The organism is Mycoavidus sp. B2-EB (assembly GCF_014218255.1).
GTDB lineage: Bacteria > Pseudomonadota > Gammaproteobacteria > Burkholderiales > Burkholderiaceae > Mycoavidus.
In genome coordinates, this window is record NZ_AP021872.1 from 598,286 (window position 1) to 622,545 (window position 24,260).

Sequence of the window (24,260 nt, forward strand, 5' to 3'; positions counted from 1 at the left end):
TTAGGCTGAGACAGCCGTATTTTTTAAGAAACTATAACGAGTCGACGTTCCAGCTTGCAATTTGGCGTATTCATTAAAAACCGCCTCGAGCATTTTGCTGGTGAGTTTAAGCGTAGTTTCCATCACGTTAGTGATATCCGCCAAATCGTCTTGCGTGTTGCAAGTGCGTTGAATAATCTTTTTAATTTCGTCGAAGTGTTCCGCATCGATACTCGAATGAGCAATAAAAAATGTCATTTGAGAATCTTCCAACTTAAGAGTGCTGCGCAACTTTTCGATTAGGGGATTAATATAATGATAGCAATTCTCCGCCCAGTAACTATAACCCAAGCGTCTTAAAGGGTTGCCATGGGCGGCGACCCAATACAGATACGCAATTAGAGTTTCTGTTTCTGGCAAAGGTTTAGGGATCACTGTATCGTGCGTAATGACGTCAATACTTCTGAGGTCGTGCAAAGCCATTTTTTCATGGCCGACTTCTTCGGCGGCGTGTTCGAAACAGAATTTAGTATAGACTGGACTAGGATTTTCTCGGACCCCAACTAATGCCTGGTTACGCGCATTATGCGCTGTGTAATGGAAGGTCTCGATCATATAAATGGCATAGAGCGTTTTATCTATATCGCCATGCAGAATCGCTTGCGTAAAGCGTGACTGCGTTAATATGGCTTGCCACATAACTTCGAGCTGATCATCTAAATTTTTAAAAAAATCATTAAAATTGAGCATGAATATTTCCTTGCTGGTTATATTTAAAGTCTAAAAAAGAAAGGTCCGCGGTTAACGGATGGGAGGGCGTAGTCAATTCTGGTATGAGGTAACCTTCCGGTATAGAGCAGCCTGGCCCCATCGCAATTTCATGCCAATTACCTGCCATAAACCAATATTTGCCATGATTTCTTTCCAGCAAGGTCAATTGTTCGCTAGAGAGCGGTTTCATGCCAAAGCGCTGAAAAAGCCTACGTTGTGGCGCTTTGCACATGGCTAAAAATCCGGAGTATTGATTTTTTAAACTAAACAGCGCCACACAAGCGAGAAGTCGAATGGAAAATGCAGAGACCTCATGGTTATGCGAGGTAATTAAGCGGCTTAATTCAATATAATCAGAAAAATGACTTAATGAGAGGGGGCTGCCCGCCAGTACCATTTCTAGCTCAAAAGGAGCTGGGGTGGCTCGAATACAGCCCACTAGCACGCCATCTTTAGTTACCCAAAAATGATGACTTCTTTGATCAAGTTGATATTGCTCTTCACATTTTATCTGTAATTCATTCAATAAATAATATTGCTCTCTAATCAAATATTGATTATTGCGATATTGTCGAATTTCATCCATTGGCGCTTGGGCATAGCTAGCGCTATGGATATTAAAGCTGCTCTTTTGAGAAAGAATATAATCCAAGAAATTGATTAATTTTTGAATTCCAACGTCTAGCTCCATGCGCCACCATTTAATTATGTGATGTTAAGTTAAATAAAAAATAATCATACCCAGCATGCTGGGAATAAAGTATGAAAAAGCGAATCAATCTCTTGTTCTCCGAAATGCCATATTAGAGGGTTAATTCATAAAGGCATGGGTAATTTAAAATGAGAATTGGCCTTTTCTTTTAAAACAATTATTTTTCGAATGACCATGTCAAGTGGTGGAATTAAAGGAGCGCTCAAGCACAGATAAATAATCTTCGCTCATTGATTTTTTTATTCGTGATTTCCTCAGGTGGTTGACGGCAACGTACAACAATTCATTTCACAAGAGACAATTGAACGAGCGGTAACAGCGAGTGGCGGGCTTGTGAAATGCGAACAAATACCTTTGATCAGTTACCTCAACCGGTTGTGTCGAGCTTGAGTCGCTTGTCTTCGGTTCAGAGTGGGCCGGTGGTGGCTCGGAGGCGCTCGGTAGTGGCGCACCCTATAGAAGAAGCGTTCGATGCGCTGACGCATTTGGAGCTGAGTCAAAACTCGAGCGCGAACCGGCCTGCGGCGAGAGTGGCTAAAACGAGCAATGTTTTGCTGGTTGAGAAAACCGGCGTGGAATTGAGGCCGCTTGACGCTTCACCCCAGTATAAACCCGATCCTGAGCAAGGATTGCCTAGCCTAAATCCGGCCACAATACATAAGCTGGTCAGGCAGCATAGAGCAACCGAAGAGGCGAAAACTTGGGCTAATCAGCTGGATGGCGCGATTCAGGGTACCTCTTTGGGTGAGTTTGTACGCAGTCAATTCAAGCACAAACCTTTGAGTTTGGATGAGGCGCAACAATTTGGCGCGATGGTCAAGCAAATATTACAGGATAAGTCGGCTCCTAATACGGCTAAGCAATTGGGTACGGTACCGCTGCTTCGCGCCCTAGCCCAGGTTACTCATGGCGATCTAGATTTAGCTCTAGAAGTGTTGGTGCGGCTTGGGAGGCCGCTCGATATCGGTATGCATGGACCCGCCTCAGGAAAGGCGCAGATTAACGAGTATGCTTGGCGCTGCGCGCAGCAACTCGCCTATGAGCGAGGTCCAGCATTAGAGGCTTTGCTTAAATTACAGGAAATCGATCCCGCTCAAGCGACTCTGAGTAAAGCAACTAGACTTACTGTCTATCTGCAAGCAGCGTATAAATTACGCACGCTAGAGCCGGCACTGAGCGCGCGCGCGGAAGCGCTGGATTTTGAAGTTGAAGCTCGCGGTGGAATTAAAGCTAGACTTAAAGCAAAGCCTGAAGCTCAGCAAGCTTTGGCAGCCTTGAAGGTGGCTCGCTTGGCGGCCCTTACGGCAAAATCATTTCCTGAGAAGCCATTAAATTTAGCTGCATTGGAAGAAAATAAAGCGCTCAAAACTGAGGAGATTGCCGCGTATTGGACCTGGGGGCAGGGTTTTGAGGAAAACCAGCCAGATTCATTACTGGCTAGAAGCGTTTCCCGTTTATTAAAAGCAGGAAAAGCTTGGGTTACGCGTGGTCAGGTGCGCGCAGTGCTGCAACATAAGATCGATCAAGCACCAAACTGGAGTTTGGCGCGTTTGTTAGCTAGAGCCGAACTCTTTATGGATGATATGCCACGTGCATTTAATCAGAAAAAAACGCCTTACCGGCCGACCGAGCATGGGTTTGATGACGTACTGAAAGGTATTTACGGCGAAACAATCCGCACTTTACACAGTCAGCTTTGCTCTTATGGTGAAAAACTCCTCGAGGGGAAGCGCAATGCGGAGGGGCGGGCTGAGACAGAGTCGATTGTAGCTAAGCTTAAACAACGGATAGAGTGGTCTGAGCCAGCCCAGAATGAAGCCGTTTATGCTTTGGCACATGAGCGATTGAGCCTCGATGAATTAAAGGAAATTGCGAAATCTTTCTTAGCTGCAGGGGCATCTGAAGCAAGGGATGGATGGCAATTACACGCAGGGGTTATTACTACTTTATTAAAACAAGCTGAGCAGCAAGCAGGGGTTCTGAATCTTAAGCCGCTGCATGAAATTAATCCGAAGACGCTACAAGCCTTTCAACTGAGCTACATTAATCAAAATAATGGGAGTCGCTTTGAGGAATGTGATGGCGGCCGAGTCGGCTTAGGTTTAAGTGTAGCGTTAAAAACGCATGGAGTAGCGTCGGTGAGCTTATTTGCGAGAAGGACTTATGGCGCAGAAGTGGCGCATGCGATGAGTTTAAGTGACGCTGGCTTGCAACTTGAATTCGGCAAAAGACAACGCAAAACAATAGCGGTCAGGGGCGGCGCGTTTTTCGGGGCGCGTTGCAAATTGGGTGTAGCCAAAATTATATTCGGCAGTGGTGCTACAGTTGGTATGAATTATCAAACTGGTGAAGCGGAACATGCGACGTTGCATGCTTTGAAATCCTCGGGCACGCAAGGCGCTGATGGAGCATGGCGTGACACCGCGGAAAAGATGGTTAAAAACTACTGGAACGCAATAGATGCCGCGCAGAGTCATGCGGAAAACGAGCAACAGGCTTTTTTAAATGCACTGGCCAGAGCGAATTTTGATGATCCTAATATTCTATTGGGGAATCGGAATAAGAGTAATATGCAGGTTGATCTATTTATTACGGGTAGCTTAGGCGTTTATTTTGCACTCAATCCGCAGAGTGACTCACCCGCTAGCATTGGCTTAGCTGCGGAAGTGACGGCCAAAGCCACGCCTTATAGCGCGGGCCGTGAAGCTCTGGCGAACGGTGTTGTGCAAGGCCACCAAAAGCGCGCGGGCCAGGCTGCCGCTATTTTGGTGGATACCTCGGGACGTCTTTTGCCGGGAGTCAGTATTCCGGTCGAAACTGAGGCGATTAAGGAAGTTGGGCCGAGTGGGTTGCTGGCCCGCTTGCGGCGGATACATGCGAAATTGAATACTAAAAAAATTGTAGCGGAACGGGGACGCCATGGCATGTTGCACGTTATGCATAACCCTCAAGGAATTGAGCCAAAGTTTACTTTTATTGACGAAACCTTTGCAAACGGCAGCCATTTTAAGAAAATGCTAGATCAGGATTCGCGCTGGAATCATTTATATGCAGCAAAGCTAAACAATTTTATCGACTCCACGCCAAATGAAAAAGAAACCAAGCTACTTTTTGGCGTGCGTTGGCAGTTAAAGGATGAGCCGGATTTAATGCATCGTATGAATGCCTATACCCATGAAATAACGCAACTGCGCAGGGTTGAGCAACAGATCACGAATAAAGCAGAAAAGCGCACAATCAAAGAGCGTATTGAAGAGTTACAAAGCAGGGTCGATGGACTCTTTGCAGATCCTGCTTCATGGAAACCCTATGGCCTGTTTAAAGCACGAGAAGCTAAGCAAGGCTCTTCAGACGGTTGGAAATATATAGGATGGGCAACCCATGAACACGAGCGAACATCTGTAAGCGATGTCGAATGGCTGCTGCCATCCGCTTAGCTAGATGATCTAAACGTTAAGTTTCTTATCTGACTTCTGCAATTAACTCAATTTCAACGCAAGCGCCCAACGGCAACTGGATGACGCCAGCGGCAGAACGCGCATGTTTGCCGCTAGCGCCAAACACGCTGACAAAAAGTTCTGAAGCGCCATTGGTGACGATATGTTGCTCGGTGTAATCAGGGGTTGAATTTATTAAACTAAATAGTTTAATAATCCGGCTCACTTGGTTGAGATCTCCAGTGTGCGCATGCAAAGTTGCGATGAGGTCAATTGCGATTGAGCGGGCAGCTAAGCGCGCTATATCGGTTGTCATGTTTTCGCCTAGTTTGCCAACCCATGGCTGTCCGTCTTTTTTAGCAATATGACCGGAAAGATAGACGAGTTTGCCGCTTTGCATACTCATTGAATAGGCGGCAACAGGCGCGGCAGCGGTGGGTAATGTAATACCAAGTTCATCTAATTTTTTATAAATAGACATTATTTTCTTTAATTGTGAGCAATTTTTTGAGGTGTAAGGTTGTTTGGAGGCAGCGCCGCAATCCGTGTGCGGCTACTCAGTGTAAGCATGACAACGACAGCAGCGGCAAAAAGCCAAGTATCAGGTCCGACGTGCTCGCCAAAAAAGCAAGCGGAAAAAGCCAGAGTGAAAAATACCTGTAACTGTTGCACTTGGCTAACGCGCGCGATACCCCCTAAAGCGAGACCTGCATACCAGATAAAAAGACCTATAAACTGCGAGAAAAACGCAGCATATCCAAATGCCAGCCAAGATTTAAGCGTGATTGGACCTGTATGGAGCCAAGCCAGCCAAAGCACGGGTGCGGTTAGAAACGGAGCAGCGATAACCAGCGCCCAGCAAATCACGCGCCAGCCTCCGATTTGTTTCGCTAGCCGGCCGCCTTCTGTATAACCCAGCCCGCCAAAAGCCACCGCAATCAGCATAAAAATATCTCCGCCCATTAACATACCGCCACCGGCGCGGATTGCGTATGTAAGAATGAGTACGCTACCTGCGATTGAGCATAGCCAAAATATACGAGAGGGTTTTTCACGCGCGAAGCAAACCGCATAAACGGCGACGCATAAAGGCTGTAAGCCATTTACAATAGCGCCGTGCGAGGCAGGTAGAGTTCGCATAGCCCAAGCGGTGCAGGCTGGAAATACAATAATTGCGCCTAACGCAACAACCGCCAGCCCTTTGAATTGCTGCTTAGTTGGCCAGCGTTCGCGGCGCCAAGCAAGTAGCAGGGCAGCGGGTATGGCCGCTGCGAGTGACCGTCCAAGTCCATTCAGTAGGGGATGGAGGTCTTGAATTGCGATGCGTGTCATCGGTAGGGTTAGACTAAAGATCATGACGCTGAGCAAGCCAAGCAACATGCCCTGAATTTCGCGTGAATTCATTGTAGGGTATTCCGTAGCGTTAGATTTTGCCAACGGTTCCAAAATAATAATGATAGGAAAAGGGCACTCGAGTCGCAATTTAAAGCGCGGCGCGATGAATCCATCAAGCCGCGTTAAAATAGAGTTACGAACGTAAAAGCGCTAGCCACGAGCTGCGGATTGCGTTCTTCAGGTTAGCTGCGCAGGCCGTTTATATGCGCGCTTCTCTAGGCTTTCTCTTGAAATATAGGAAAACACCTCCATTATTTGGCACGATCCACTAATGTGAATTTAACAGCCCTTAAGGATTTTGACAATGACACAAGAAACTCTGAGTTTTCAGGCAGAAGTCAAACAGCTTCTGCAGTTGATGATCCACTCTCTTTATAGCAATAAAGAGATCTTTTTGCGCGAATTGATCTCAAACGCATCAGATGCGGCAGACAAGTTGCGTTTTGAGGCGATTGCAGATGCCTCACTCTATGAAAATGATGCGAATTTACGCATTCGGATTGCCTATGATGCCACGGCGCGCACCATTACGATTGAGGACAATGGGATTGGCATGAGCCGTGAGGAGGTGATTGCTAATCTTGGCACCATTGCGCGTTCGGGGACCAAAGAGTTTTTTGCCAAGTTATCTGGCGATGCGCAAAAAGATGCTGCGCTGATTGGCCAATTTGGTGTGGGGTTTTATTCCGGCTTCATCATTGCCGATCAGATCACGGTTGAATCGCGCCGCGCTGGATTGCCGGCGAGCGAAGGAGTACGCTGGCATAGTGCGGGAGATGGCGAATTTAGCGTAGAAGCGATTGAGCGGCCAGCACGTGGTACGTCGATTACGCTCCATCTGCGCGCAGGCGAGGACGATTTTCTGTCTGCCTGGCGCTTAAAGTCGATTATCCGAAAATATTCGGACCATATCGCGCTGCCCATTTTGATGCTTAAAGAAGAGTGGGATCAGGAAAAGCAAGAAACCGTGCGCCGTGACGAAGATGAAACGATCAACCAGGCGAGTGCTTTATGGGCGCGCGCAAAAAGCGAAATTGACGAGAGTCAGTATAAGACGTTTTACCAGCATCTCGCGCATGACCAACAAGAGCCGCTGAGCTGGACGCATAATCGGGTTGAGGGACGGAATGAATACATTCAACTGCTATACGTTCCTAGCCAAGCGCCGTTTGATTTATGGGATCGGAATCAGCGAGGTGGTTTAAAGTTGTATGTCAAACGCGTATTTATTATGGAGGATGCTGAGCAATTACTGCCGGCATATCTGCGCTTTATTCGAGGTGTGGTTGATTCAAACGATTTGCCGCTCAATGTCTCGCGTGAAATTTTGCAAGAAAGCCGTGACGTTAAAGCGATACGAGACGGAGTGACTAAGCGCGCACTCTCAATGTTGGAAGAGTTAGCAGAAAAAGAGACGGAAAAATATGCTGCGTTTTGGCAGCAATTCGGTCAGGTATTAAAAGAGGGCATGGGCGAAGATCAGGCTAATCGCGAGCGGCTTGCCGCGCTTTTGCGTTTTGCGAGCACGGCGCATGATACGGCGGCGCAAACCGTTACTTTGGCAGACTATGTGGCGCGCATGAAAGAGGGCCAAACCAAGATTTATTATGTGACAGCAGATAGCTGGCAAGCAGCGCGCAATAGCCCCCACCTCGAAGTGTTCCGCAACAAAGGCGTGGAGGTATTATTGTTGACGGACCGGGTCGATGAATGGATGCTATCTTTCTTAAATGAATTCGAGGGTAAACCACTCAGTAGCGTAGCGCGCGGCGATCTGGATCTAGGCGCTTTAAGCGATGCTGAGAAAGCCGAGCAAGCAAAAGCCAGTGAAAGCTTGCAGCCGGTGCTCGAAAAAATGAAAGAGGTCTTGCAAGACAAGGTGAAAGATGTGCGGGCTACATTTAGGTTGACTGACTCGCCCGCTTGCTTAATTGTCGATGAAAACGAGATGAGCGGCTATTTGCAACGGATCTTAAAGTCAGCCGGTCAAAAAGCGCCAGAATCCAAGCCTATTTTAGAAATTAATCCAGAACATGCATTGATTAAGCGGTTAGAGGTTGAACAAGCGGGGTTTGCTGACTGGAGCCACTTGCTTTTCGATCAAGCTCTATTGGCCGAAGGCGGGGTGTTGAATGATCCGGCGGACTATGTGAAGCGCGCTAATATGTTGTTATTAGAAGGGCTGGAGCGCTAAGTAGGCGGTGCTATTCATGCGCCCGTCTTTTAATATAGCGAATGCACACTGGCGCGTGCTGCCGCGCCCGCTTTTCTCTGCTGACCAGAAAGATTGGTTAACGCGTGGCGGCTCATTGACGCAACGTTTGCAGACATTGGGCCGAGTCGAGGTGCAGGTCGTGCGTGAAACAGTTGATTTCGCCTGGGCGAGTGAAGCGCTTTGTTTAAAGGCGCGGGCCCGTCAGCGTGTGTGGGCGCGTGAGGTGCTGTTATTGGTAGAGGGCGAGCCTTTTATTGCCGCGCGTAGTATTGCGCCGTTGTCGGCCAGCCGTGGTGTTTGGGCGGATCTCCGCCAGTTACATACGCGCTCTTTATCTGAGCTATTGTACGGTGGCGTGATTAAACGCTCGGCCCTGGCAAGTCGGCCATTTGGAAAGGAGGATCCTCTCTACCATTTTATTCAGCGCTGCTTTGAGCGAGCGGCGCTCCGTCAATATTTGACGTCGCCATTGAGCGCGGCGCAAACGCAGGTGGCGCGCCGCTCGATCTTTCTGCAAGCTGGCCAGCCTTTGCTGGTCACCGAGTGCATGTTGGCAGCATTGTGGCTACGTGTGGCCGCATCTAATCGATAAAATCGAATCATGTTGCAAGGCTTTCCACCGGTGCTGGCGAACGATACACGGGTGCTGATTCTGGGTAGCTTTCCTGGCACGGCATCGCTGCTTGCGACCCAATATTATGCTCATCCGCGTAATCAGTTCTGGCGTTTATTGGGCACATTGCTGAATGAACCGCTGGCTGAGTTGACGTATGCGGTTCGGCTTGAGCGCATACTCACGTATCGAATTGGACTCTGGGACGTATTGGCGGCTTGTCAGCGCAAAGGTAGTCTGGACACCGCGATCCGCCAAGCTACGTCAAATGATTTTTCTGGTTTGCAGCAATGCGCACCAAGGCTCGAAAAAATTTGCTTTAATGGCAAAACCGCAGGCCGTTTTGCGCCCGTGCTGCAGGCTGCGGGCTACCAAACATTGGCTTTGCCATCTTCCAGCCCAGCTTATGCTGTGCTTTCATTTGAACAAAAATTGCGCGCCTGGCGTGAAATCTTGTATGACAAACTCGAATAAACGTAGCTTAAGTGATCAGCACCTTCCACACTTTGCCCCAGTTAATTTTTCTGAAGCAGCGGGGGTGCGTTATTTACATTTAGGTAGCGAATGGGTGCAGGGTGCTATGCGCTTGCGCGCCCCAATGCGGATTGAACTTGAATATGCGCAGCAGATGATGGCTTGGCTGCTGTTTCTTGATCCGCCGGCGCAGATTGTGCAACTTGGACTGGGCGCGGCTGCGCTCACCAAATTTTGCTATCGCTATTGCCCTGCGTCACAGGTTACGGCAATTGAATTGAATCCGGCGGTGGTGCTTGCTGCACGCGCTATGTTTGAACTCCCGGCTAACGATGCGCGTTTGTCTGTGATCGAAGCAGATGCTTGGGACTTTGTGCGTGATGCATCGCATTACGGCACCATTGGCGCGATGCAAGTCGATTTATATGACGCCACGGCAAGCGGTCCGGTGCTTGGAAATACCGCATTTTACCGGGCGTGCCGTGCTTGTTTAACGGCGCCAGGTATTTTAACGGTCAATTTGTTTGGCGATCATCCCAGTTTTGCGCGCAATATGCGTAGTTTGCGCGAGGCATTTGCTGGGCGCGTTATTGCTCTGCCTAGCGTCCACGAGGGCAACCGGGTCGCGCTTGCTTTTAATGGCCCGCCGCTGGTTTTTGATTGGGACGCGCTGATGGCTCATGCGCGCAGCATTGAAAAGAAATGGCGCTTGCCAGCACGCGCCTGGTTGTCTGCGTTATCTGAAGTGGTTGAGGTACAGCATACATTTTCAATTTAACGCCATCAGCTTGCATTCCATCGTATTTTAAATGAGCGCAGCGAGCTCTACTTACTTTTGTAATGTTTCTAAGATCCGTCGGACTGGCGCTGGCAAGCCATAGGCTTGGAGATCATCTATGCGGACCCAAGTTTGGTGGGTGTCGGCGACTCCTGCTGAGGGTGCGGCGCTGGATGAAAGGGTTGCCAATTTAGGCTCTATGGTGAGCTGAAAGTGCGTAAAGGTGTGCACCATCGGAGCCAGTGCGGTTAACGGGTCAGTGATGCCAAAGCGTGCTGCATAGGCTGCGAGCGCCGCCGCATCGGTTACTTCTGGCAGGCTCCATAAGCCGCCCCAAATGCCAGCGGGCGGACGGCGCTCAAGCAGTACGGTGGAGCCGTTGCACAGGATTAACATTAACGTGCGGCGCATGGGTTTGCTTTTTTTGGGGCGCGCCGTTGGCAAGATTTTCTCACGGCCGCTCAAATGAGCTGCGCAACCGGTTTGAAAAGGGCAGCGCGTGCAAGCCGGGCGGCCGCGTACGCATAAAGTTGCACCAAGGTCCATCAAGCCTTGCGTATAGGCTTGCATGGCTAAATCGTTAGGTTCTGTAGTGGGCTCAGAGTTGGGCGGCAAAAGTGACTCGGCTAATTTCCACATGGCGTTTTCAGTATGCTTTTCGCCAGGAAAACCTTCTATTCCAAAAACGCGGGCTAATACACGTTTCACATTGCCGTCAAGAATAGTTTCGCGCGCGCCAAAAGCAAAAACAGCAATCGCTGCTGCGGTTGAGCGGCCAATACCGGGAAGCTCGATCAGCGTATTGACATGATGTGGGAATTGACCATGATATTCGGTGCTCAATAACTGCGCGCAACGGTGTAAATTACGCGCACGCGAGTAATAGCCTAATCCGCTCCATATAGCCATGACTTCATCAAGAGGGGCGTTTGCTAATGCTGCAAGATTAGGAAACCGCTCAATAAAACGCAGATAATATGCAATCACGGTTGACACTTGGGTCTGTTGCAGCATGATTTCAGACAGCCAAATAGAGTAAGGGTCGCGTGTGAGTTGCCAGGGCAAATCATGGCGGCCAAATTGACGTTGCCAGGTAATTAGGCGCGGGGCGAATTCTGCAATCGCAATCATTGAAATAAAAGTGTAGGTAGATTTTAAAAAATCAGAAGTAAGCGCTCGCCGTTGGCGGGCAGATCAAATAAAGCATTTTTTAGTGCTGACAACGCGGGCAATAATAAGTGGAGCGCTGGCCTTGCACGATTTGCCGAATTAACGTGCCGCAGTTGCGGCACGGTTCGCCGTTACGGCCATAAACAAAGTAGTCCAACTGAAAATACCCCCGCTTGCCATCGCTCCCCACAAAATCGCGCAAGGTGCTGCCGCCTTTTTCAATGGCCTCGGTTAAGGTCGCACGAATCTCAGTGACGAGTTTTTCATAACGTTTCACTGAAATGCGTCCCGCCGCAGTTGCTGGATGAATGCCGGCTCGGAATAAACTTTCTGAGGCATAAATATTGCCGACTCCCACCACAATCTCGCCGGCTAGCAAGATCTGCTTGATCGCGGTGCTGCGTGTGCGCGTGCGGCGATGTAACAGCGCGCTATTAAACTCAGCCGAGAGCGGCTCAATGCCTAATTTTGCTAATAATGGATGGAGCAAGACAGGCCCAACCGTGTCGGAATGCCATAAAACCGCACCAAAACGCCGCGGATCCCGAAAGCGCAACACACATTCGTCGAAAATCCAATCGATATGGTCGTGCCGGTCGGTTGGCAGGAGTGGGCTCTTGCTAGCGGCAGGATGCGGCAAGATACGCAAAGTACCGGTCATGCCGAGATGAATCAAGAGCCATCCTGATTCTATTTCAAGCAATAAGTATTTGCCGCGCCGTTCAACCCTCGTAATGAGGCGGCCATCAAGTAGCGTGGCAAGTTGTGGCGGCACGGGCCAGCGCAGCATGGCGCTACGCACTTCGACATGTTGAATTCGTCGATTCGTTATATATGGCATGATGCCGCGTCGGGTCACTTCTACTTCCGGTAATTCTGGCATAGTGCAAGGTGGATTGGGTTAAGCTAAATTTTATCCGATTCTAGTGAATTGATCGCGTTACAATCCTTCAATAAGACTGTTGTTGGAGACCCATGAATATTTTTCTTACTCAATTATTGAAGCATCGACTTCAGCGTATCGTTGCGCCGCGTATGCTGCGTTCCATGAGCATTATGCTGCTTAGCAGCGCCATATGGGGGGCTTCTTTGAGCGCTAGCGCGCGCTCAACCGTGATGAGCGGCGAAGAAAACGCCACCCCGAACTTGCCACCGCTACTTGACGCGCAAAGAACGCTGCCCTCAGTACAGCTGACCAGCCAGATTATGTTTTTGGTGTTGGCGGCCGAACTTGCGCTACAGCGCGGCCAGCCTGCACCGGCTTATCAAACTTATCTTGAGCTGACGCGTACTACGCGTGACCCGCGCATGGCGCAGCGCGCAGCAGAAATTGCACTGGGCGCGCAAAGCCCAGCCGATGCACTTGCCGCAGCCCGTTTATGGCGTCAGTACGAGCCCAATTCTAGTCGTGCTGCGCAATTTGAAGCGGCATTGCTCGTGTTAAGCGGTAAATTGAATGAAGCGCAGCCGATTTTGGCGGCTGAGCTGGCTAAGATTCCGGCTGAAGATAAAGGGGAGGCGATTTTAGCATTGCAGTTATTGATCGCGCGTGGTCCATCTCAATTGAATGGTTTAAATTTATTGCTGGCGCTACTCAAGAAAGAGCTGACACGACCTGAAGCGCATTTCGCGTTGGCGCGGCAGCAGCTTTTACTCAATGATTCGGCCAAGGCGTGGGCCTCATTGCGCCAAGCCTTGGCACTTAAGCCAGATTATGAAGCGGCGGCTTTATTGCTGGCGCAACTTGGACCTACGCAGCGGCAACAAGCCATCGAGTTAATGCGGGATTTCGCTCAGAAAAACCCCAAATCGCGCAATGCCCATATTGCCTTGGCACAGCTCTATCTGGCCGATCAGCAATTCGATGCAGCCCGCAGAGAGTTTCAACTGATGCGCGCGCAAAATTCGGCTGATCCGGCTCCGTTGATGGCGTTGGCCCTTATTTATATCGAGCAAAAACGCTATGACGATGCACAGTATTATTTGCAGCAATACATACATGTTCTGCAAAAGCGGAAAACTCAGCCGGAATTGGATGTTGGACAAGCTTATTTCTACTTAGCGCAAATTGCCACCGAAAAAAAGAATGATGCGCAGGCTATGCAGTGGCTAAGCAAAATTAATCCCGCCAGTGCGCAATATATGCCGGCCTTATTTGCCCGCGTACAGCTCTTAGCTAAGGCTGGCAAGGTTAACGAAGCGCGCAAATTACTTGCCGATTTGCCAAACCAAGAACCACGCCTGAAAATTTTGGCGGCACGCACGGATGGTGCTTTGTTGGCTGAGGCACAGCGTTATGTTGAAGCTGAAGCAACTCTAGCGCGAATTTACAAAACATATCCAAATGAACCGGACGTGCTTTACGACTATGCGATGCTGGCGGAAAAAAATCGCCATTACACATTGATGGAAAATCTGCTACGGCGTTTGATGATGCTGCAGCCCGATAATCCCAATGCGTATAATGCGCTGGGCTATTCACTGGCAGAGCGTGGCCAACGGCTTAATGAGGCGGATAAATTAATTGAAAAAGCCTCTTCGTTAGCACCCGATGATGCCTTTATTATGGATAGCTTAGGCTGGGTCAAATACCGTCTTGGCAACACTCAGCAAGCCGCTCAATTATTGCGGCGCGCTTATCAGCTACAGCCGAATGCCGAAATTGGCGCTCATTTGGGCGAAGTCTTGTGGGTGCAGGGTTTGCAAGTGGAGGCCAAGCAAATCTGGAGAGCTGCCACCAAGCTCGAAGCAAATAATGGTATTTTGCAGCAAACGCTAAAACGCTTTTCAATCGAACCATGAGAAAGCCCGAGAGCCGAAATAAGGTAGGTGACAGCAAATGAAATCTCAACTTAAAAAATTGACGGTATTGGCCATTTTGCTCGGTTGGCTGGCAGGTTGTGCGTTGCCACCGCCAGCGCCTCCTTCACCCACATCATTTGCTTGCAATGGACGTTTTTCAGTGCGTTATCAAGAAGCGCAAGGTGTCCATCATCGAATTCGTAACGTTTATGGGCGTTTTGCTTGGCGTGACGATGGCAAAGTAGCGACCTTGCGCCTCCTTAATCCGCTGGGGCAAACGCTTGCTGTGGTCCAATTATCGGCCTTGGGCGCAGCGCTTGAGCTGCCCAATCGTCCGACTCTGATTGCCGACAATGCGGATGAATTGATGCGCACTGCGCTCGGTTTTCCCTTGCCAGTGAGTGGTTTGCGCCATTGGTTGCGCGCGCCGGAAGGTTGGGAGCCTAACCTCAATCAGAGCGCCTTCCAAAAGGCTATGCATAAAACGCTAGCGCAAATCCGGCATAGCCCTACCGAGCGCCCGCTGCAGATCCGGCAAGAGGGTTGGACGGTTGACTATCTCTCTTATACTGAGGCGCCAGTGGTGCGCGTGCAGCGCATGAATTTAACCCGCGATGATGCCTCGATCGAGGTCAAACTAGCGCTGGAGCCTGGAAGCTAAATTCAGCGTTAAGGGGGGATGAGTCATCATTATTTCATTAGATAATGCGTCCTAGTAGAAAAGGATCGTTTAATTAATCTGAAGGCCTATGTCTGATTTTTCATGTTTGGCGCCCGCCAAGCTGAATCTTTTTTTGCATATTACCGGTCGTCGGGCCGATGGGTATCATCTTCTGCAAACCGTATTCCAACTCCTGGATTATGGCGATACGTTACATTTTAAAGTGCGCACGGATCCAACGATTGAGCGCGTAGCGGCTGTGTCCGGCGTGTCTGAAGCATCCGATCTAACGTTACGCGCCGCGCGTGCGCTGCAAGCTTATGCAGGTTGCCCACTAGGGGTTGAGATCGAAGTTGAAAAACGCATACCACTTGGTGCCGGTCTAGGCGGTGGCAGTTCGGATGCGGCCAGTACCTTACTCGCACTGAATCGGCTCTGGGAACTGAATTTATCACGCGCGCAACTTCAGGACTTGGCTATATCATTAGGTGCAGACGTGCCATTTTTTGTGTTTGGCTGCAACGCTTTTGCGCAGGGAATTGGCGAGCAGTTGCAGGCGGTTGAGTTACCTTTGCGCCATTTTTTAGTGGTCACGCCACCCGTGCAAGTAGCGACTACTGAAATTTTTTCAATGCGGGAATTGACACGGGATACGAAAATCATCAAAATAGCGAACTTTCTAGGGCAATGGGGCAGCGCAGTCGGAGCCGATGCTTTTGGGCGCAACGATATGCAGTCTGTAGTCGCTGGAAAATACGCAGAAGTAGCGCAGGTGCTGGATTGGTTTAAAGCTGTAGCGCCGGCACGCATGACGGGGTCTGGGGCGAGTGTTTTTGCCGTATTTGCTAGCCGGGATGAAGCACTTTCGGTACAGGCGGTGTTACCTGATGGCTGGCATAGTGAGGTCGCGGCAAGCCTTGAATCCCATCCGTTGCTTGCTTTTGCGTTGTAAAAAGGTTAAAAATAAGGTTTAAACGATTTAGCAGTCATAGTTTGTAGGGGAGTCGCCAAGTTGGTCAAGGCACCGGATTTTGATTCCGGCATGCGAGGGTTCGAGTCCTTCCTCCCCTGCCAAAATTTCGTAAAAAGCCGTCCTGGTATAGGTATATATGAGTAGTGACGGCCTAATGGTCTTTACCGGCAATGCCAATCCTGAGCTTGCCCGCGGTGTTGTTGAGATGCTGGGTATCGCGCTTGGCAAAGCAATGGTTAGTCGTTTCTCCGATGGCGAGATTCAAGTCGAAATTCAGGAAAACGTGCGTGGCAAAGATGTTTTTGTGCTTCAGCCCACCTGCGCGCCAACCAACGATAATCTGATGGAATTAATGATCATGGTCGATGCGCTCAAACGCGCCTCCGCCGGCCGGATCACCGCTGCTATTCCTTATTTCGGTTATGCTCGTCAAGATCGTCGGCCCCGTTCAGCGCGGGTCGCGATTTCCGCTAAGCTGGTCGCCAATATGCTGCAAATTGCTGGCGTTGACCGAATTATTACAATGGATTTGCATGCGGATCAGATTCAAGGTTTTTTCGATATTCCAGTTGACAATATTTATGCAACGCCGATTCTGCTAGGTGATTTGCGCAAGCAAAACTATGAGAATTTGCTGGTTGTTTCGCCTGATGTCGGTGGTGTGGTGCGCGCGCGCGCATTAGCCAAGCAGCTGAATACCGATCTTGCCATTATTGATAAACGACGTCCTCAAGCGAATGTGGCGGAAGTCATGCATATTATTGGCGAGGTCGAAGGCCGCACCTGCGTCATCATGGATGATATGGTAGATACTGCCGGCACCTTATGTAAAGCGGCGCAAGTGTTAAAAGAGCGCGGCGCACGGCAAGTTTTTGCGTATACCACGCACCCAGTTTTGTCGGGTCAAGCGGTGCAACGAGTGATGGAATCCGAGTTAGATGAGCTGGTGGTGGCGGATACCATTCCGTTACGTGCTGAAGCCCGCGCGTGTGTGAAAGTTCGCCAGCTCTCAAGTGCTGGTTTACTGGCTGAGACTTTCTCGCGGATTCGTCGTGGCGATTCAGTGATGTCGCTGTTTGCGGAAAGTTGACCCTTTAAGTCCCCCCCTTTTTTAGCGCATAGAATGCGTTAGAAAACCATGTAAAGTAAATACAGATTCGCTTTGCATGGTTTTTTGAGAAGCTTTGCTGAGCTTAACGCGGAGCAGAGTTTCTTTTTTCTGCCTGGTCGTGGGCAGCTTTTTAGGAGAAATAAATGAAAGTAGTCGCTTTTGAGCGCAGTGTGCAGGGTACCGGTTCGAGCCGCCGCCTGCGTCTCGCTGGTAGAACGCCCGCGATTGTTTACGGTGCGAATAGCCAGCCCACATTAATTGAGCTTGATCATAACGCAATCTTCCACGCTCTTAAGAAAGAAGCGTTTCATTCTTCGATTTTAGAGCTTGAGGTCGGGAGTGTGTCACAGCAAGTATTATTGCGCGATGTGCAATACCATCCATTTAAGCCGTTAGTACTGCACGTTGATTTCCAACGTGTCGATTCTAGCAAGAAGCTGCACAAAAAAGTCCCGCTGCATTACTTGAATCAAGAGATCTCTAAAGCGGTCAAGCTAGATAGCGCAATCTTGACGCATGTCATGAATGAGCTTGAAATAACTTGTTTACCCGCCAATCTTCCCGAGTTTATCGAGGTTGACTTGGCCGAGATAGGCGCGGGCCAATCATTGCACGCAAAAGACGTAAAATTGCCAGCAGGCGTTGAGCTCATGCAGTACCTTGAGCAGGAAAACCCGGTGATTGTTTCGGCCACCATCCCGGCTGCGGCTATGGCTGAAGAAGCGCCTAACGCTGCTGAAGGAGATGGAGCGCCAGCTGCTTCTTAAGATGCGGTTTTGATGATTAAGTTGATTGCCGGCCTTGGTAATCCGGGCGCAGAATATGCTGCGACTCGGCACAATGCCGGCTTTTGGGCGATTGATGCGATCGCCCGCGCTACGCAAACTGCGTTACGTCACGAAGCGCGTTTTCATGGCTTGGCGGCGCGTGCTCATTATCATGGCAGGGATGTGTGGTTATTACAACCCCACACTTTTATGAATCGCTCAGGTCAGTCAGTGGCTGCACTTGCGCGTTTTCATAAAATCCTTCCAGCAGAAATTTTAGTGGTGCATGACGAGCTTGACTTACCCCCCGGCGTTGCCAAACTCAAATTGAGTGGTGGCAGCGGTGGCCATAATGGCTTAAAAGATATTAGCGCGCATTTGGCGACGCCGCAGTACTGGCGGCTGCGTTTAGGGATTGGCCATCCGCGGGATTATGCGCTAGAAGAAAAAAAAACTGACGTAGTGAATTACGTCCTTAAGCCACCGCGCAAAGAAGAACAAGCATTAGTAGACGCGGCTATCTGCCGTAGCCTTGCCGTGATGCAAGCGGTGATCCAAGGCGAAATGGAGCGTGCGATGATGGCGCTGCACCGTCAATCGCTTTAAAACAGCGTACATCTGAAAAAATATCCATCCCGTGCTCTGGCGCTATGCTTGAAGTGCGCTGATTAGAGCAGTTAAGGGTGGCATAGTTGGCTTATTGCTAAGTAGATGCGCTTTTACGTTACCAGGCTGCATCTCCAGAAAATTCTTACGCCAAACCGAAATAAATTGAGTTAAATGCGGTGTGCTGTCTTGCCTTATGCTTTCACGTGTAGAACACGTAAGCGCGCAAGGCGAACCCCTGCTTCTGCTTGGGGCGCTTAAATTGTTTCGTCCAAGAGATGGGGGGACGGATTATTTAGAATTTCATCCGTAGGCCGGTCGTGATTACCATTTGTCGGTTGGTTGTGGAGAATTCAAAACCATGGATTTTGGTCAGGCTGGCTGGACTATTGCGTACTTGGGATTGCTGAGCAATGGCTGAAATAAAAACATTTGTGCGTTTTGATAGCTCATAGCTACTCAGTAAGCTGACTTGATGCCACTTTGCTTTGCGATTGTTGGACTCTTGCTCGAAAGAGAACTCGCCGGTGGTCAATGTATATGCACCATTTACGCTCCAGGCCGGTGTTAGGCGGTAACGTGCATTGAGTTCATAGTTATTCAAGTCAACGGAATGCCCGGCATCTGTAATCTGTAATTTTTCAGGCACATGTTTTGGCAATTGCGGGCGGTTGAATTTCGCCTGCGTATATACGAAACCTAGGGTTGTGCGGCCAAGCGTATAATTTGTCCCAGCCCCCCATATGCGTTGGCGGTCAGCTTCGAAAGAGACCTCTTCGTTCATCTGTGCGCCGGTATTATTCGCGCCAGGGTTGTTAGCCTGTAAATACGCCACTGCGGCGCTAAACGGACCATAGGAATAAGCGGCACCGAGGCTGTAATCACGGTTATTGGCGAACTGGCCTGCTTCATTCGAAAAAGCATACAGACCGCCAAACGTAAAGCCATTGTAGTTGATACTTGAGAATTTGATCGAGTTGTTTACGCTGAATGAGCCGTTCACATTATCGTTATCGAAGGGATGGGAGAATTGTCCTCCGCCTAGACTGCTCCCTGCCAAGCTAAAGGACGCCAGGTAATCCGTGATAGCGTCATATTGGCGCCCCACTGTGAGGGTGCCCATTGTGACATCAGACAAGCCCATAAAGGCCTGGCGGTCAAAACCCACTTCTTTTAGTGGGAAGCGGCCAGTATTAATTTTAAAGCCACTTTCTAGCAGAAAAAGTGCTTGTGTGCCTGCGCCTAAATCTTCTATGCCGCGCAGACCCCAGTAGTTACTACCGGCGCCCCCAGTGCCGACTTGCCAGTTTGGGTGGCCAGTTTGGTTATTCGTATACATAAGCGCAGCGCCCAATGAGCCATAAAGCGTCAAACTGCTTTGCGCATAAACCGGAGCGCTGAATGTGCCCGTGAGCGCTATACTTAAAAGAACCCGTTTCATTTCTGTACCCCCGTATAGAGATTGGTCGAATCTTTTAGTAAAAATAAAAAAGCCGCACAAGCATTAGGCTTGTGCGGCTTAGTCAGTTACGTTTTGTACCCCGCGCAACTTTATGTATTTGCTGAATGGGAACTTAGTTTCTATTCCCACCAAATATGCCGAGCAGCATTAACAAATTCGCGAACACATTGTAGATATCTAGATAGATAGCTAAAGCAGCTCTAATGTAATTCGTTTCGCCGCCGTTCACGACACGCTGCACATCAAACAGCATATAGGCGGAGAAAATCACAGTCGCCATGACAGAAACGGTGAGCATCAAAGCGGGTAGTTGAAGCCAAATATTGGCGACGGATGCTAGGATTAGCACAATCACGCCCATAAATAGCCATTTGCCAAGGCCGGAAAAATCTCGTTTTGAAACCGTCGCAATTGACGCCATCATGGTAAAAATAACGCCTGTGCCGCCCAAAGCCAACATGATGAGCGATGCGCCATTTGAAAAACCCAACACAAAACTTAATAGGCGCGCAAGCATCAAGCCCATAAAAAAGGTAAAGCCAAGCAGCAAAGCAACGCCGACGCTACTATTTTTAAACCGTTCAATTGCAAACATAAAGCCAAATGCAATCGCTATGAAAAGGATAAAGCTAAAGCCCGGGCTGGTTGCTTTTAACAGTGAAAAGCCCGTGCTCACGCCAAGCCAAGCACCAAGTACGCTGGGAATCATGGATAGCGCTAATAACCAGTAGGTATTGCGTAATACCCGGTTGCGGGTCGCAACTGGGGTGATGCTTCCGTTACGGCCGAAGCTATAAGTTTGAAAATCGTCCTTCATACACTCTCTCCTAGATAACACGAGGACTTGGCAGTTACACCCGCCTATCTCTATATAAAACGAATGTAGTCCAAATAGAGCACTCGCACAAAGATTTATATAGCATATTTATAGCGCTCTGCATAGACTCCAGATTGATAGATGTTTTGCGTTTGGCCTTTTGGCTAGGTGGCAGGGGCATTTTTGCCAATTTATAATGTTGAATATCTTTTATGCAAAAAATCATGAAATAGGGTTTCCGAGAGAGCGGAGATTCAATTTCCACGGTATATCACCTGTATCTTCGCACCTAGCTACATGCTAAAATATTGGGCTGGTTTTAAAAAATGCCGGCCAGTCTTAAGCTAGCTCATGAGGGATTTTAGCGAAGTCATACTGCTTATGGGGCTGGTTTTTATTGGTTGGCGTATAAAAGTTTTCTTTTTTAGACGGCGAAGTAGAGTGAGGGTTGCTTATTTGCTTAAAAAGAAAGGACGCTATCGGGTCGTCCCGCGCAACAAAAGCTCGCTGGGGCGGTTAAATTAACATCGATGAATTATTATATAGAGTGGAGTTTTTCATGGCGCTTGAACGCACCTTGTCAATTATTAAGCCGGATGCCGTCGCCAAGGATGTGATTGGTCAGATTTATAGTCGTTTTGAAAATGCAGGGCTGAAAATTATCGCAGCTCGGATGGCGCATTTGTCACGTGAGCAAGCAGAGCAATTTTATAGCGTGCATAAAGAGCGTCCATTTTTTAAAGCGCTGGTTGACTTCATGGTATCGGGGCCAATTATGATTCAGGTGCTTGAAGGTGAAAACGCAATCGCCAAAAACCGTGATTTAATGGGCGCGACTGATCCGCAAAAAGCAGATAAAGGCACCATCCGCGCAGATTTTGCCGATAGCATTGATGCAAATGCTGTGCATGGTTCTGATGGCTCAGATACCGCGCGCGCAGAAATCGGTTTTTTCTTCCCGGGCATCAATCTTCATTCCCGTTAAATTGATAGGCCGCTAAGAAATGGCAACCGCCGAAACCGTCAACTTGCTTGATTTCGATGGGCCTGAGCTGGGCGCTTATTGCGCTAACCGCTTAGGCGAGAAGCCATTTCGCGCCAAGCAATTACAGCGCTGGATTCACCAATATGGGGTCGCGGATTTCGACCAGATGACGGACCTGGCGAAATCATTGCGTGACAAACTTAAAGCGCATGCGGTCATTCAGCCCCCTCAAATTCTCAGTGATCATTTATCAACCGATGGTGTGCGTAAATGGTTAATTGATGTGGGAAATGGCAATGCGGTCGAGACCGTGTTCATTCCCGAGACGGCGCGTGGCACCCTGTGCATTTCATCTCAAGCCGGCTGTGCGGTGAACTGTCGCTTTTGCTCAACGGGTAAGCAGGGTTTTAACCGGAATTTAAGCACCAGCGAAATTATTGGTCAGCTCTGGCTCGCGGAATTTGCATTGCGTAATGCTCTGCCGCCAGATCAGCGCAACGCGGGTCGTGCCGACCGTGTCATTACGAATGTGGTGATGATGGGTATGGGCGAGCCGTTGCTTAATTTTAATCCAGTCGTCAGCGCCATGCGTTTGATGCTTGACGACAATGCTTATGGGCTTTCGCGCCGGCGCGTGACTTTGTCGACTTCCGGCGTGGTGCCGATGATGGATCGGCTGGCGGCGGAACTGCCGGTTGCGCTCGCGGTCTCGTTACATGCGCCTAATGATAAATTGCGCGATGAACTGGTGCCGCTGAATAAAAAATATCCGTTGCGCGAACTCATCAGCGCATGTCAGCGTTATTTGAAAACCGCCCCACGCGATTTCATTACATTTGAATATTGCATGCTGGATGGGGTCAATGATGAAGTGGCTCATGCGCATGAGCTGGTTGCACTGGTGCGTGATGTGCATTGTAAATTCAACTTAATTCCTTTTAACCCGTTCCCAGAATCCGGGTTAAAGCGTTCCAGTGCTGAGCGGATTAAACGCTTTGCGCAAGTTTTATTGGCGGCAGGCATTGTTACCACCGTCCGTAAAACGCGTGGCGACGATATTGATGCGGCCTGCGGTCAGCTCGCGGGCGATGTCGTTGATCGCACGCGCCTAGCGGAGCGCAGTCAAGGCCAGAAAGCTAAAGACATGGCGCAGGCTACAACTCAGCAGAGCGGGCGGACCATGATCGAAATTTATCCGACATAATGCTGAGAGGTTTCTTTTTTATCTGCGCGGTAGGTTTTTTAACTGGAGCTTGTTCGACACCATCATCGATGGCAGTGAATCAGCCGGCTCAGCAAGCTGCCCTGCATTACCGAGCGGACTTACACGCGGAACTTGCGCTGGCTTATCTGGACAAAGAACAATTTGAGGTGGCGCGCCGTGAAGCGGCTTTGGCGCTCCAACTCATGCCTGATCATCGCGCTGCGCTACACGCGTTAGCGTTGCTTGAGCATGTGGTTGGCAATGCACCAGCAGCTGATCAATATTTTCAGCGGGCGTTAGTGCTCAAGGGCGCTAAAGATGACACGTCATTACGATTAAATTATGCGAGATTTTTGGATGAGCAAGCAAGACGAGCAGACTTTGAAGACTGAAAGCCCGGCTACCCCGGTAGCGGCGAAAAGTGCGGCATGGGCTGCCGATGATGGTTCTGCGCGGGTTGCCGGTGAGCAGCTGGCTCAATTACGTGAAGCTAACGGTTGGCTGATTGAAGAGGTTGCGGCCCGGCTTAAAGTGTCGGTTGCCAAAGTGCGTGCGCTTGAAGCCGGTGAACTGGAGCATTTGCCAGAAGTGACTTTTGCGATTGGCATTATGCGTAGTTATGCAAAAATTCTCGGTACTGATCCACAGCCTTTAGTCGATGCCTTGCGTCGTGCTAGCGCGCAAGATTCTCCCAATCTTACGACGTTAAGCGGGCGTGGGCGGATGCCGCAGCAAAAGCTCAGTACTCTGAGGTCTTGGCAAACTAAGCGCAAAGGTTATCTATGGCTTTGGGGCATGGGCATATTGGCTTTGGCGGCGGCGCTGTTAGTGTATCGCTATGATGACATCATTGGACACGAATCTAAGCCGCAGCTATCTAAAGTTCAACCGAAGTCATCCGTAAGCGAGGCATCTGCAGGGGCTGTCCGAGCGCGTTTGGTTTTAACGAATCAAGCGACGGCGGGCGTTGTCGCCCAAAGTCCCCACTTAAATGCTATACCCGCCAATCCGCCGGCAGCTGCTGTGCCGACCATGGCGGATGCGAGAGGCCAGGGGAACATGGCAACCTTGCGCATTAAAGTTTCGCAGAATAACTGGATTAGCGTGAGCCAACACGATGGTCAGCAAGTGTATGCAAATACAGTGCAGGCAGGAGGTGAGCAGACTCTGAAAGGGGCGCCGCCATTCAAGATTGTCGTTGGCAATGTGGCTGGGCTAGAGGCAATAGAATTAGATGGTAAACGGGTCGAAGCAGACAAATATGCAGGTGGGCGCCAAAACGTTGCTCGTTTTGAGTTACCGTAACCCGCTCAACGTGAATGGATATA

The 24,260-nt window shown here is 49.5% G+C and carries 23 protein-coding genes and 1 tRNA gene; 16 read left to right on the forward strand and 8 right to left on the reverse strand.

The window, feature by feature from the left end:
* Entirely contained in the window at positions 1-729 is a 729-nt protein-coding gene (locus MPB2EB_RS02775; protein WP_185182336.1) for an iron-containing redox enzyme family protein, read from the reverse strand.
* Complete coding sequence (locus MPB2EB_RS02780) at positions 716-1,441, reverse strand: hypothetical protein (RefSeq protein WP_232534473.1); 726 nt, start codon at positions 1,439-1,441, stop codon at positions 716-718. Before MPB2EB_RS02780 ends, MPB2EB_RS02775 begins: the two co-directional genes overlap by 14 nt.
* A 359-nt stretch (positions 1,442-1,800) precedes the next feature.
* On the opposite strand from MPB2EB_RS02780, the gene MPB2EB_RS02785 reads away from it, so the two are divergent.
* Positions 1,801-4,899 carry a hypothetical protein gene (locus tag MPB2EB_RS02785; protein WP_185182338.1) on the forward strand — a complete coding sequence of 1,033 codons (3,099 nt, stop codon included), beginning with the start codon at positions 1,801-1,803 and terminating at the stop codon, positions 4,897-4,899.
* 25 nt (positions 4,900-4,924) lie between these two features.
* Here the strand turns inward: MPB2EB_RS02785 and MPB2EB_RS02790 are convergent, their stop codons facing one another.
* Both MPB2EB_RS02790 and MPB2EB_RS02795 read right to left on the reverse strand, forming a co-directional pair.
* Positions 4,925-5,380 carry a RidA family protein gene (locus MPB2EB_RS02790; RefSeq protein WP_370576615.1) on the reverse strand — a complete coding sequence of 152 codons (456 nt, stop codon included), beginning with the start codon at positions 5,378-5,380 and terminating at the stop codon, positions 4,925-4,927.
* An 8-nt stretch (positions 5,381-5,388) separates the two neighbouring features.
* On the reverse strand, positions 5,389-6,303 hold the full coding sequence (locus MPB2EB_RS02795; protein ID WP_185182339.1) for a DMT family transporter: 915 nt from the start codon (positions 6,301-6,303) through the stop codon (positions 5,389-5,391).
* A 295-nt stretch (positions 6,304-6,598) separates the two neighbouring features.
* Between MPB2EB_RS02795 and htpG the strand changes: the two genes are divergently transcribed.
* From htpG to MPB2EB_RS02815, 4 genes are read left to right on the forward strand one after another with little or no spacing between them, the layout of a single operon-like run.
* Entirely contained in the window at positions 6,599-8,488 is a 1,890-nt protein-coding gene (gene htpG / locus MPB2EB_RS02800; RefSeq protein ID WP_185182340.1) for a molecular chaperone HtpG, read from the forward strand.
* Positions 8,489-8,504: 16 nt separating this feature from the next.
* Positions 8,505-9,101 carry a chorismate lyase gene (locus MPB2EB_RS02805; RefSeq protein WP_185182341.1) on the forward strand — a complete coding sequence of 199 codons (597 nt, stop codon included), beginning with the start codon at positions 8,505-8,507 and terminating at the stop codon, positions 9,099-9,101.
* A gap of 9 nt (positions 9,102-9,110) precedes the next feature.
* Positions 9,111-9,596, forward strand: a complete 486-nt coding sequence (locus MPB2EB_RS02810) for a DNA-deoxyinosine glycosylase (RefSeq protein WP_185182342.1) — start codon at positions 9,111-9,113, stop codon at positions 9,594-9,596.
* A complete protein-coding gene (locus tag MPB2EB_RS02815) occupies positions 9,580-10,374 on the forward strand; it encodes a spermidine synthase (RefSeq protein WP_185182343.1) in 795 nt (264 codons plus the stop codon). The genes MPB2EB_RS02810 and MPB2EB_RS02815 overlap by 17 nt, the downstream gene beginning before the upstream one ends.
* 51 nt (positions 10,375-10,425) lie before the next feature.
* Here MPB2EB_RS02815 and mutY read toward each other — a convergent pair whose 3' ends face one another.
* Complete coding sequence (gene mutY, locus MPB2EB_RS02820; protein ID WP_185182344.1) at positions 10,426-11,505, reverse strand: A/G-specific adenine glycosylase; 1,080 nt, start codon at positions 11,503-11,505, stop codon at positions 10,426-10,428.
* A 79-nt stretch (positions 11,506-11,584) separates the two neighbouring features.
* On the reverse strand, positions 11,585-12,427 hold the full coding sequence (gene mutM, locus MPB2EB_RS02825) for a bifunctional DNA-formamidopyrimidine glycosylase/DNA-(apurinic or apyrimidinic site) lyase (protein ID WP_185182345.1): 843 nt from the start codon (positions 12,425-12,427) through the stop codon (positions 11,585-11,587).
* Positions 12,428-12,519: 92 nt separating this feature from the next.
* Between mutM and MPB2EB_RS02830 the strand changes: the two genes are divergently transcribed.
* The 7 genes from MPB2EB_RS02830 to pth all read left to right on the forward strand — a co-directional run bounded on the left by MPB2EB_RS02830 (position 12,520) and on the right by pth (position 18,464).
* Positions 12,520-14,346: a tetratricopeptide repeat protein gene (locus MPB2EB_RS02830; protein WP_185182346.1), complete on the forward strand. Its 1,827-nt coding sequence runs from the start codon at positions 12,520-12,522 to the stop codon at positions 14,344-14,346.
* Between the two features lie 37 nt (positions 14,347-14,383).
* On the forward strand, positions 14,384-15,007 hold the full coding sequence (locus MPB2EB_RS02835) for an outer membrane lipoprotein LolB (RefSeq protein WP_185182347.1): 624 nt from the start codon (positions 14,384-14,386) through the stop codon (positions 15,005-15,007).
* Positions 15,008-15,095: 88 nt separating this feature from the next.
* Complete coding sequence (gene ispE, locus MPB2EB_RS02840) at positions 15,096-15,959, forward strand: 4-(cytidine 5'-diphospho)-2-C-methyl-D-erythritol kinase (protein ID WP_185182348.1); 864 nt, start codon at positions 15,096-15,098, stop codon at positions 15,957-15,959.
* Positions 15,960-16,004: 45 nt separating this feature from the next.
* Positions 16,005-16,081 (forward strand) — tRNA-Gln (locus tag MPB2EB_RS02845).
* Between the two features lie 35 nt (positions 16,082-16,116).
* Entirely contained in the window at positions 16,117-17,070 is a 954-nt protein-coding gene (locus MPB2EB_RS02850; RefSeq protein WP_185182349.1) for a ribose-phosphate pyrophosphokinase, read from the forward strand.
* Positions 17,071-17,234: 164 nt separating this feature from the next.
* Positions 17,235-17,858: a 50S ribosomal protein L25/general stress protein Ctc gene (locus tag MPB2EB_RS02855; protein ID WP_185182350.1), complete on the forward strand. Its 624-nt coding sequence runs from the start codon at positions 17,235-17,237 to the stop codon at positions 17,856-17,858.
* Between the two features lie 12 nt (positions 17,859-17,870).
* Complete coding sequence (gene pth / locus MPB2EB_RS02860; protein ID WP_185182351.1) at positions 17,871-18,464, forward strand: aminoacyl-tRNA hydrolase; 594 nt, start codon at positions 17,871-17,873, stop codon at positions 18,462-18,464.
* Between the two features lie 295 nt (positions 18,465-18,759).
* Here the strand turns inward: pth and MPB2EB_RS02865 are convergent, their stop codons facing one another.
* The gene (locus MPB2EB_RS02865; protein WP_185182352.1) at positions 18,760-19,905 is read right to left on the reverse strand and encodes a porin; all 1,146 of its coding nucleotides are present in this window, start codon (positions 19,903-19,905) and stop codon (positions 18,760-18,762) included.
* Between the two features lie 133 nt (positions 19,906-20,038).
* Positions 20,039-20,743, reverse strand: a complete 705-nt coding sequence (locus MPB2EB_RS02870) for a Bax inhibitor-1/YccA family protein (RefSeq protein ID WP_185182353.1) — start codon at positions 20,741-20,743, stop codon at positions 20,039-20,041.
* A 559-nt stretch (positions 20,744-21,302) separates the two neighbouring features.
* Between MPB2EB_RS02870 and ndk the strand changes: the two genes are divergently transcribed.
* Genes ndk through MPB2EB_RS02890 form a run of 4 tightly spaced genes read left to right on the forward strand, consistent with a single transcriptional unit; the run spans position 21,303 to position 24,237 of the window.
* Positions 21,303-21,728 carry a nucleoside-diphosphate kinase gene (gene ndk / locus MPB2EB_RS02875; RefSeq protein ID WP_185182354.1) on the forward strand — a complete coding sequence of 142 codons (426 nt, stop codon included), beginning with the start codon at positions 21,303-21,305 and terminating at the stop codon, positions 21,726-21,728.
* A gap of 19 nt (positions 21,729-21,747) precedes the next feature.
* Entirely contained in the window at positions 21,748-22,932 is a 1,185-nt protein-coding gene (gene rlmN, locus MPB2EB_RS02880) for a 23S rRNA (adenine(2503)-C(2))-methyltransferase RlmN (protein ID WP_185182355.1), read from the forward strand.
* On the forward strand, positions 22,932-23,324 hold the full coding sequence (locus MPB2EB_RS02885; protein WP_185182356.1) for a hypothetical protein: 393 nt from the start codon (positions 22,932-22,934) through the stop codon (positions 23,322-23,324). The genes rlmN and MPB2EB_RS02885 overlap by 1 nt, the downstream gene beginning before the upstream one ends.
* Entirely contained in the window at positions 23,290-24,237 is a 948-nt protein-coding gene (locus MPB2EB_RS02890) for a helix-turn-helix domain-containing protein (protein WP_185182357.1), read from the forward strand. Before MPB2EB_RS02885 ends, MPB2EB_RS02890 begins: the two co-directional genes overlap by 35 nt.
* Positions 24,238-24,260: the final 23 nt, after the last annotated feature.